9 protein-coding genes are annotated in these 9468 nt (G+C 72.1%); 2 read left to right on the top strand and 7 right to left on the bottom strand.

The window, feature by feature from the left end; genetic code table 11:
* Window positions 1-545 (bottom strand): MarR family winged helix-turn-helix transcriptional regulator (locus PROKR_RS11900; RefSeq protein WP_051432928.1); only part of this gene is annotated, 545 nt, incomplete at its 3' end.
* Between the two features lie 111 nt (window positions 546-656).
* Here PROKR_RS11900 and PROKR_RS11895 point away from each other — a divergent pair.
* Complete coding sequence (locus tag PROKR_RS11895; RefSeq protein WP_036963446.1) at window positions 657-1235, top strand: NADPH-dependent F420 reductase; 579 nt, start codon at window positions 657-659, stop codon at window positions 1233-1235.
* Between the two features lie 116 nt (window positions 1236-1351).
* Entirely contained in the window at window positions 1352-2290 is a 939-nt protein-coding gene (locus PROKR_RS11890; RefSeq protein ID WP_036963443.1) for a VOC family protein, read from the top strand.
* A gap of 42 nt (window positions 2291-2332) precedes the next feature.
* Here PROKR_RS11890 and PROKR_RS11885 read toward each other — a convergent pair whose 3' ends face one another.
* The 6 genes from PROKR_RS11885 to PROKR_RS11860 form a co-directional block, all read right to left on the bottom strand.
* On the bottom strand, window positions 2333-3427 hold the full coding sequence (locus PROKR_RS11885; RefSeq protein ID WP_036963441.1) for a GntR family transcriptional regulator: 1095 nt from the start codon (window positions 3425-3427) through the stop codon (window positions 2333-2335).
* Window positions 3428-3477: 50 nt separating this feature from the next.
* Window positions 3478-4524, bottom strand: coding sequence for a glycoside hydrolase family 76 protein (locus PROKR_RS11880; protein ID WP_036963440.1), 1047 nt, complete (start codon window positions 4522-4524; stop codon window positions 3478-3480).
* Window positions 4525-4609: 85 nt separating this feature from the next.
* Window positions 4610-5863: an ABC transporter substrate-binding protein gene (locus tag PROKR_RS11875; RefSeq protein WP_036963439.1), complete on the bottom strand. Its 1254-nt coding sequence runs from the start codon at window positions 5861-5863 to the stop codon at window positions 4610-4612.
* Window positions 5864-5886: 23 nt separating this feature from the next.
* Window positions 5887-6834, bottom strand: a complete 948-nt coding sequence (locus PROKR_RS11870) for a carbohydrate ABC transporter permease (RefSeq protein ID WP_157602026.1) — start codon at window positions 6832-6834, stop codon at window positions 5887-5889.
* The gene (locus PROKR_RS11865) at window positions 6831-7718 is read right to left on the bottom strand and encodes a carbohydrate ABC transporter permease (RefSeq protein ID WP_036963438.1); all 888 of its coding nucleotides are present in this window, start codon (window positions 7716-7718) and stop codon (window positions 6831-6833) included. The genes PROKR_RS11870 and PROKR_RS11865 overlap by 4 nt, the downstream gene beginning before the upstream one ends.
* On the bottom strand, window positions 7715-9070 hold the full coding sequence (locus PROKR_RS11860; protein ID WP_036963436.1) for a glycoside hydrolase family 125 protein: 1356 nt from the start codon (window positions 9068-9070) through the stop codon (window positions 7715-7717). The genes PROKR_RS11865 and PROKR_RS11860 overlap by 4 nt, the downstream gene beginning before the upstream one ends.
* Between the last annotated feature and the right edge of the window lie 398 nt (window positions 9071-9468).

Genomic DNA, 9468 nt, shown 5'->3' with positions numbered 1-9468 from the left:
GGGCAGTCGCCGCCCGCCGCCGGGTCGGCCGGGCAGTCGTCGCCCGCCGCCGACACCCCGGACACCCCCGTCGCCGCCGTAACAGCCAGCCGGCGGTCCGGGTCGAGCCTCGTGAGGATCGCGAACGCGAGCCGCGCCAGGTCGTCGACGTCGCCCTCGGACAGCCCGTCGAGGATCATGCTCGACACCGCGTCGGCGTACAGCCCCGTGCCGTCCCGGTAGACCTGACGACCCTGGTCGGTGAGCACCGCGTTGGTCGCCCGCGCGTCCTCGGGGCAGGGCGCGCGCCGCACGAGGCCCTTGCGCTCCAGGCCCGTGACCACGCGCGACAGCCGGGCGAGCGTGGCGTTGGTGCGCGAGGCGAGGGCACTGAGCCGCAGCTTGCCGCCGTCGGCCTCCGCGAGCGCCTCCAGCAGCGTGAACTCGAACGACGTGAGTCCGGCGGGCTGCATGCGCTTGTCCAGCGCCGTGGGCAGCAGCTCCAGCAGCGCGTGCAGGCGCGCGACGGCCACCCGTTCGGGGTACCGCAGCTGCCGTTCGCTCATGCCCTCACCCTACCAGGTAGTTGCACCTACAACTAAATGGGTCTATGGTCAGTGCTTGTAGGTACAACAATCTGGTTCGGGCACCCCGGACCGTGTCCGAAGGAGCAGCACATGGCCAGCATCACGATCATCGGCACCGGCGCGATGGCGAACGCGATCGGCGGCGTCCTCGCCGGGGGCGGGCACGACGTCGCCCACATCGCCAAGGGCGAGGTCGGCACCGCGCCCGTCACCGGCGACATCGTGGTCCTCGCCGTCCCCTACCCCGCGCTGGACGGCATCGCGTCCGCCTACGCCGAGCAGCTCGCCGGCAAGGTCGTCGTGGACATCACCAACCCCCTGAACTTCGAGACCTTCGACTCGCTGGTCGTGCCCGCGGGCTCCTCGGCCGCCGCAGAGCTCCAGGCCAAGCTGCCCGCCAGCCACGTGCTCAAGGCCTTCAACACCACGTTCGCCGCGACGCTCGGCGCCAAGCGCGTGGGCGACCTGCCCACCACCGTGCTGGTCGCCGGGGACGACGCCGCCGCCAAGCAGGCGCTGATGTCGGCCGTCACGTCCTCCGGCCTCGCCGCGATCGACGCCGGCTCGCTGGAGCGTGCGCACGAGCTGGAGGCCATCGGGTTCCTGCAGCTCACCCTCGCCGTCGGCGAGCAGCTCCCCTGGACCGGCGGCCTCGCCGTCGCCCGCTGAGCCTCACCCGCTGAGCCTCGCCCGCTGAGCCTCGCCCGCTGAGCCTCGCCCGCTGAGCCGAACCAGGCTTCACGCGCCGAGCCACCGACCCCCACCGACCCGGACTGGAGCACCCGATGGACCGCCCGACCGAACCGCCCGCCGTGCACGAGCGGGTCATCACCCCGGCCATGGCCATGGACGCCGTCACCCTGCGGGTCGGCGACCTGGACGTGATGTCCGGCTACTACGGCTCGGCGTTCGCGCTCGAGCCGCTGCAGGAACGCAGCCACGGCCGCGAGGTGCACCGTGTGCTGGGGCGGGGCAGCACGCCGATGCTGCGCCTGGTGCACACCCCCGACCTGCCCGCGGGCGACCAGCGGCAGGCCGGGCTGTTCCACACGGCCCTCCTGTTCGACGACGCCGCGGCCCTGGCCGCCACCGTCTACCGCGCGGCGCAGGATCCCCGGGGCATGTTCACCGGCTCCAGCGACCACCTGGTCAGCGAGGCGTTCTACTTCACCGACCCCGAGGGCAACGGCGTCGAGCTGTATGTCGACCGGCCGCGTGACCAGTGGGTCCGCGAGCGCGGCCAGATCAAGATGGGCAGCGCGTGGCTGGACCCGAACGCGTACCTGCGCTCGCACCTGACCGAGGCCGAGCTGGCGGCGGCGCCCAGCCGGTCCGGCCAGGTGGGCCACGTGCACCTGCAGGTGGGCGACATCCCGACCGCGCGGGCGTTCTACGTCGACGCGCTCGGCCTGGAGGCCACGCTCGCGGACTTCCCCGGCGCGCTGTTCGCCTCGGCGGGCGGGTACCACCACCACATCGCCATGAACACCTGGAACAGCGCGGGCGCCGGGCCGCGCGCCGCCAGCCTGGGTCTGGGCGACGTCGCGATCACGGTGCCCGGCCGCGAGGACCTCGACGCCCTCGCCGCCCGCCTGCGGGCGGCGTCGCTCCCCTTCGCCGACGACGGCCGCTCGGTGACCGTCGCCGACCCGTGGGACACCCAGGTGACCGTGTCGGTGCCGGGCACGTCCGTCGAGGACCTGCTCACCCGCCCCACGTCCTGACGGCCGCCGGCCGCGGTCCCGAATCGGGCCCCGCCCAGAAGATCAGCGCGTCGAGCTGCCCGGCACCAGCTCGGTCGGCAGCGTCACCTTGGTGACCTGCCCGGCGTCACGGAGCTGGGCCAGCACGAGCCGCACGGCGTCGGCGCCCATGCGCGCCTCGTCCTGGCGGACGTGCGTGAAGCGGTAGCGGGCCTGGTCGTAGAAGGCGTCCGGGTGGTCGAAGCAGACGATGCCGAGATCGCCTGGGACGTCCCGGCCGGCCCGCTGCGCGGCCTCCCGCAGCAGCACCGCGATGTTGTACTCCGTGGCGACCACGCCGGTCAGGCCCGGGTTCGCGGCGAGGAACTTCTCCAGCTCGGCGATGTCCTCCTCGGGCGCCACGCCGCTGCCCGGCACCGTGGAGCGCACCTGCCGGAACTGGTGCGCCGGGTCGAACGGCACGTGCCGGGTCGCGTGCGCGGCGACGACGCCGTCGAGCCGGTCCTGCACGGTCGAGACCGTGCTCGCCGCCGAGACCAGGCCCACGTGGTCGTACCCGGCGGCGAACAACGTCTCGGCCGCCTGGCGGCCCGCCGAGACGTTGTCGGAGCAGACCGAGGACACCGGGACGCCGTCGAACACGCGGTCCAGGATGGTCACCGGGAACTGCTGGGTGATCAGCTCCAGGACCGCCGGGGGCACGTACTGCGACGAGCTGGGCTCCAGGATCAGGCCCTGGACACCGTCCGCGACCAGCGAGCGCACCAGGTCGTCCTCGGCCTGGCCGTCACCCAGGCTGCGCTTGACCACGAGGTTGGCGGTGGTGCCCGACGCGTCGAGCAGCCCCGCCAGCACCCGCGTGCCGAACGTGTCGTCGAAGTCGGTGAGCACGCACCCGATCAGCGGGCTGGGCCTGCCGCCCGGACCGGCGTCGTTCGTGGCGGTCTCGCTCACCACGACCGTGCCGAGCCGCGGGCGGCGCGTGATGTAGCCGTCGTCGCGCAGCAGGTCCATGGCGCGCTTGAGGGTGATGGCGCTGACCCCGAGCTGCTTGGTGAGCTCGGCCTCGGCGGGCATCCGGTCACCGACGCGGTACGTGCCCGCGTGGATCGCGTCACGGAGCTTCTCGTACACCTCGAGGTAGAGCGGCTGGCTCACGGATGCCCTTTCACCGAATGGATATGACAGCGGAATCTACCCTGGCCAGGTCACCGCGCCGCTTCGATCGCGGCGCGCTGCTCCAGCGCCATGATCGCGCTGACCTGCGTCGAGTAGTGCACGGGTGGCTGTGCGGGCAGCCGCCAGTCGTCCCCGGCGAGCAGCGACCCGTCCCGCTGCCCCGTGGCCCACAGCGCGTCGGTGCTCGTGCGGACGAAGCCCACCAGCGGCGCGGCGTCGGGCGAGTCGAGGCCGATCCTCCCCAGCAGCGTCCCGAGGTAGCGGTAGAGCACCCCCTTGAAGAGGCCCTCGTCGCCGCCGGACCCCTCGCTGCCGACGACGCCGTGCGGCGCGAGCTCACGGATCGCCGTCGTCGCCGTCCGCACGGCCGCGGCCACGAGCTCCGGCCGGTGCAGCACGGCGTCGAGCGCCACCGCGGCCCCCACGTACAGGCCCTGGTTGTAGGTGAAGCGCCACTGCGTGTCGATGCGGCCGTCGCCCTCGCGGTTGATGCCGTCCTCGACGAACCCGTCGGGCCCCACGAGCGTGGCGGTGATCCAGTCGAACGCGACGGTGCCGTGGTCCAGGTAGCGCGGGTCCGGGTCGTGCCCGTGCAGCCGTGCGGACAGGATGACGAACGGCCCGTTGGCCGGCGTGTTCTTGTAGTAGAGCTGCTGCTTGCGCCACGCGACGCTCGCCCCGTGGGTCTCGGTCCACCCGTGCTCGACGACGTGCGCCCAGATGGCGCGGGCGTCGTCCAGGGGCTCCTGCCGGCCGGTGGCCCGCGCCAGCCGCTCCAGGGCGAGCGCGTACCAGAGCATGTCGTCGAAGTAGTCGTTGAACAGCGAGCCGTCGTTCCGCGAGCGCAGGTTGGCGCTGGTCGCCTCGGCCGCCGCGAGCCACTCCTGTTCCCCCGTGCGCTCGTAGGCGTCCAGCCGGGCGTCGATGACGTGCGCGAGCCACCAGTAGTTGAACGTCGAGTTGTCCCCGACCGGGTAGGTGTTGTCGAACAGCTGCGGCTCCGGCGCGCCGAAGAAGTGGTCCAGGCCGCGCTGGGCCAGGTCGGCGCGGGCGGGCCAGGGGTTGGGGTCGGTCACGGGGCTCCTCTGTGCTGGTGCGCGGTCGTGGTGCGGGACGGGCGTGTGCCGCGCGCCCCGTGGGGACGCGCGGCACACGGCTGGGTCACTGCGCGTTGTCGGCCAGGATCCGGTCGCCGAGCTCCTGGGCCTCCTTCAGCGCCGTGGCGGCGTCGGTCTCGCCACCGAGGAACTTCTCGAGGGCGGGGATCAGGGCCTTGCCCTCGACGTCGGACGCGCCGGGGATGCTGGACCGCACCTGGGCGTACTCCATCGTCTCGATGAAGGCCTGGTACCGGTCGTCCTGCGTGAAGTACGGGTCGTTGGCGGCCTCGACGTTCGCGGGGATCCAGCCGGAGATCTTCGCGAAGTCGACGCCGTTCTCGGGCTGGGTGGTCCACCACTTGATGAACTCCCAGGCGCCGTCGGGCTGCTGCGCCCCGGAGGGGATGACCAGGCCGAACCCGCCCATGCCGGCGCCCTGGTCGCCGTCGGGGCCGACGGGCGGCCGCACGATCCCGTAGTCCACCTCGGCCTCGTCCAGCGCGGTCAGGGCCCACGGCCCGTCGTACTTGATGGCGGTGGAGCCCTCCGCGAAGGAGTCGACGCCCTCGCCGAAGCCGGGCTCGTAGACGCCCGCGTCGAGCAGCCCCTGCCAGAACTCCAGGACCTCCAGCCCTTCGGGGCTGTTGAACGCCGTGGTGGCGCCGTCGTCGCTGAACATCTGCCCGCCGGCCTGCCGGAGCCAGATGTTGAACAGGCCCGGGTCGTCCAGGGCGAAGCCGGCCACGCTCAGCTTGCCGCCGTCACGCTCGGTCACGGCCTCGGCGGCGTCCTTCAGCGAGTCCCAGTCGGTGGGCGGCTCGACGCCGGCGTCCGCGAGGAGCTCGGTGTTGTAGAACAGCGACCGGTTGTCCACGAGCAGCGGCAGCCCGTAGGTCTCCCCCTCGACGACGAGCTCGCCCATGGCCTGGTCGTAGAACTGGGTGGTGTCGACGCCGTCGGCCTCGATGTACTCGTCGAGCGGCGAGAGCGCGTTCTTCGGCACGTACAGCGGGGTGTTGTAGCGGTCCCAGAGGACGACGTCGGGCACGCTGCCCGACGCGAGCGCCGTCAGCAGCTTCTCCTCGACGAGCTCCTGCGCCACGTACTTGACCTCGTACTCGTCCTGGGCGGCGTTGAAGGCGTCGGCCTGCGCCTGGAGCTGCTTGGCCTGGTCGCCCGACCAGGAGCCCCAGAAGGTGACCTCCTCGGGCCCGCCGCCCGAGCCGCCGTCGGACGCGCCGCCGCAGGCGCTCAGCGCCCCGGCCATGACTGCCGCCGCGACGAGGGCCCCGGCGATCCGTGTTGCTGACCTCATGACTCTGCTCCTTTGCAGGGTGCTCACTTCGTACCCGAGTGGGCGAAGTTCTCGATGATGTAGCGCTGGGCCACGACGAAGACCAGCAGGACCGGCAGGCTCGCCAGGATCGTGCCGGCCAGCAGCGGCCCGTACTGCGTCTGGTACTCGTTGACGTATCCCGCCAGGCCCACCTGGACGGTGAGCATCTCAGGGTCGTTGAGGGCGATGAGCGGCCACAGGAAGCTGTTCCAGCCCGCCTGGAAGGTCAGCACGCCCAGCACCGCGAGGCCCGCGCGGGCCAGCGGCAGGTAGATGTTCCAGAAGATGCGGAACTCGCTCGCGCCGTCGATGCGGGCGGCGTCGCCGAGCTCGTCGGGCAGCGCCTGGAAGAACTGGCGCATGAAGAACACGGCGAACGGTCCGGCGGCGAACGGGATGAGCACGGCGCCGTAGCTGTTGATGAAGCCCGCCCCGCCCTCGCCGAACAGGTCGTTCCCGCCCACCAGCGGGAAGCGGCGCAGCACCAGGAACGTGGGGACCATCGTGATGATGCCCGGCACCATCATGGAGCCCAGGAACAGCGAGAAGACGACGCCGCGGCCGCGGAAGCGCAGCTTGGCCAGGGCGTACCCGGCCAGGCCGCCGAAGAACAGGTTGGTGGCCACGCCGCCGAGCGCGATGACCGCCGAGTTGGCCAGGTAGCGGCCGAACGGGCCGTCCGTGAACAGCGCCACGTAGTTGGCCAGGGTGGGGTTGTCGGGCACCACCTGGAGGTAGGACGAGAGGATCTCGCCCTCCGGCTTGAGCGACGTGGACAGCGTCCAGACCAGCGGCAGCACGGTGGTCACGCTGATCAGCACGACGGCGACGGTCCACACGACCTTGCCGACGACGCTCCGGGCGGTCAGGGGCCGCTTCTCCGACACCGGCGCGGGCCTGGTCGCAAGGGCGGGTCCGGTCCGGACGGGGCCGGCCGTCACGGCGCTCATCGGTCGTTCTCCCGTCCGGTGATCCGGGCGTTGGCCACGGAGAAGACGAGGATGACCAGGAACAGCACGAAGGACAGCGCCGAGGCGTAGCCCATCTCCAGCCGTCCGAAGCCCCGGTCGTAGATGTAGTAGACGAGGGTCAGCGTCGAGTTGCCCGGGCCGCCCTTGGTCAGCACGTACGCCTGGTCGAACACCTGGAACGCGGCGATCAGCAGCAGCGTCAGGATGAGGAACGTGGCGCGCGAGATCGCCGGGCGCGTCACGTGCCAGAACACCCGGAAGGCCCCGGCGCCGTCGACGCGGGCGGCGTCGACCAGCTCGCCCGGCACGCCCTGGAGGGCGCCCAGGTAGATGATCATGTTGGCGCCGAACCCCGCCCAGACGCTCATCATGACGATGGCGACCATGGCCCACCGCGACTCGTACAGCCACGCCGGCCCGTCGATGCCCACCCAGCCGAGCACCGCGTTGAGCAGCCCGTACTGAGGGTTGAGCAGCCAGAACCAGATGGCTGCCGTGGCCACGGTCGAGGACACCACCGGGATGTAGAACAGGGTGCGGAAGACGCGGGCGGTGCGCGTGCTGCGGTTGAGGAGCAGCGCGGTGCCGAGCGCGACCACCAGGCCGGCCGGGACGTACAGCACCGTGTAGAGCGCGGTGTTGCGCACGGCCACCCAGAAGATGGGGTCGCCCGCGATGCGCGCGTAGTTGTCCAGGCCCACCCACTCGAAGTCGCCGATGACGGCGTAGTCGGTCAGGCTCAGCCCGACCGCCATGACGACCGGCAGCAGCAGGAACACCGCGAACAGCGCGACCGGCACGGCCAGGAAGATCCACGCGCTGACGGTCTGCTGCCGCCGGGTGGCGCTGACGGCGGCGCTCACGGTCTGCTCGCAGGTGCCGGACGGCGGTGCGTGCGCAGCCCCGCGACCTCCAGGGCCAGCTCGCAGAACATCGAGTTGGCCCACGAGAACCACTCGCGCGTCCAGGTGCCCGGGTCGTCCGCGTGGAACGACTCGTGCACCGCGCCCGTGCCGTCGTCCGTGGCCAGGATGAGGTCCAGCAGGGCGCGCTGCTCGGCCGGGTCGGTGCTGGTCAGCCCCTGGATCGCCAGCGCGATCGGCCACACGTGCCCCTCGGGCGTGTGCGGGCTGCCGATGCCGGAGGCCGCCGTGCCGCGGTAGTAGTACGGGTTGGCGTCGCTGAGCACCAGGGCGCGGGTCGCGGTGTAGAGCGGGTCGTCGGGGCTGCACCAGCCGGTCAGTGGCAGGGACAACAGGCTCGGGGTGTTCGCGTCGTCAGCCAGGAGCACGCCGCCCAGACCGTCCACCTCGTACGCGTAGACGGGCGAACCGGCCGGTCCGGTCACCACGCCGTGCTCGCGGATGCCGCGCTCGATGTCGTCGCGCAAGGCGTCCGCCCGGGCGGCCAGGTCGACGTCGTGCAGCACCTCTGTGGCGAGCTCCGCCAGCTGCCGCAGCGCCGTCGCCGCGAGCGCGTTGCCCGGCACGTTGTAGCCGTAGGTGCAGGCGTCGTCGCTGGGCCGGAAGCCCGCCCAGGTCATGCCCGTGAACCCGGTCTCGGGGCCGCGCCCGTCGCGCACCAGGGTGTCGGTGGGCGGGCAGTCGGCGCGCTCGAACGTGTACGACGACGCCTCCGCGTGCCGCTGCTCCGTGGTCCACAGCTCGACGACCGTGTGCCCCACGGGGCCGAGGTCGGCGAGGTGGTCGGTGCGGCCCGTAGCCTTCCACAGGTCGTGGGCGAGCTGCACCGGGTAGGCCAGGGAGTCGATCTCGTACTTGCGCTCCCAGACCCACGGCGACTGGCCCGTGACCGGGTCGCCCGTGCGGTCCCGGTGCCCGGCACCGGTGGGCCCGTCGTTGAAGGCGTTGGCGTACGGGTCGCGCAGGATCGACGCCTGCTGCCGCCGCGAGACGGCCGCGATCGTGTCCGCCAGGCGCTCGTCGGCCGCGGCCAGGTGCAGGAACGGCGCGAGCTGCGTCGTCGAGTCCCGCAGCCACATGGCCGGGATGTCGCCGGTGATCACGAAGGCGGTGCCGTCCGGGTGCGGCGTGATCGTCCGCGCGAGCGTGTCGGCCATGCAACGCTCGACGGCGTCCGCCACCTCGCTGCCCAGCCGTTCGCCCACCCGCGCGACCAGGTCCGCCAGGACGCCCGGGTCGTAGAGCGCGGCCGTACCGGAGGCCGGTGCCGCGCTGCCTGTCACGTAGCTCATTCGAACCCCATCGTTCGTCGCTGCTGCTTCGTCGGTGCTGCTTCGTCGGTGCTGTCGGCCGGGACCACGCCGGCCCGGCCTGCGTGAACAGTAGGAGCGAATAACTTCTATGTCAACGTTGGCAATAGGGGTAATAGGAGAAGACGTCGGCGGGGCGCTCGCGGAATACTCGTTGGTGCCCCCTCGACGACGAGGGCGGCCGTCTCGACGAGGAGCCGTCATGTCAGAACGCGAGACCTCCCCCGTCCCCACCGCCGACCTGTTCGTCGACGGGCGGTACGTCCCCGCGGAGGGCGGGCGATACACCGACTTCGTGCAGGCCCTGACCGGCCGGACCGTCGCCCGGGTGGCCGCCGCGTCGGTCGCGGACGCGAACCGGGCCGCCGACGCCGCGGCCG

It is taken from the genome of Promicromonospora kroppenstedtii DSM 19349 (assembly GCF_000515355.1).
GTDB classification, from domain to species: Bacteria; Actinomycetota; Actinomycetes; order Actinomycetales; family Cellulomonadaceae; genus Promicromonospora; species Promicromonospora kroppenstedtii.
The sequence above is the reverse complement of the archived record's forward strand: the minus strand, read 5'-3'. Positions and strand labels throughout refer to the sequence as shown.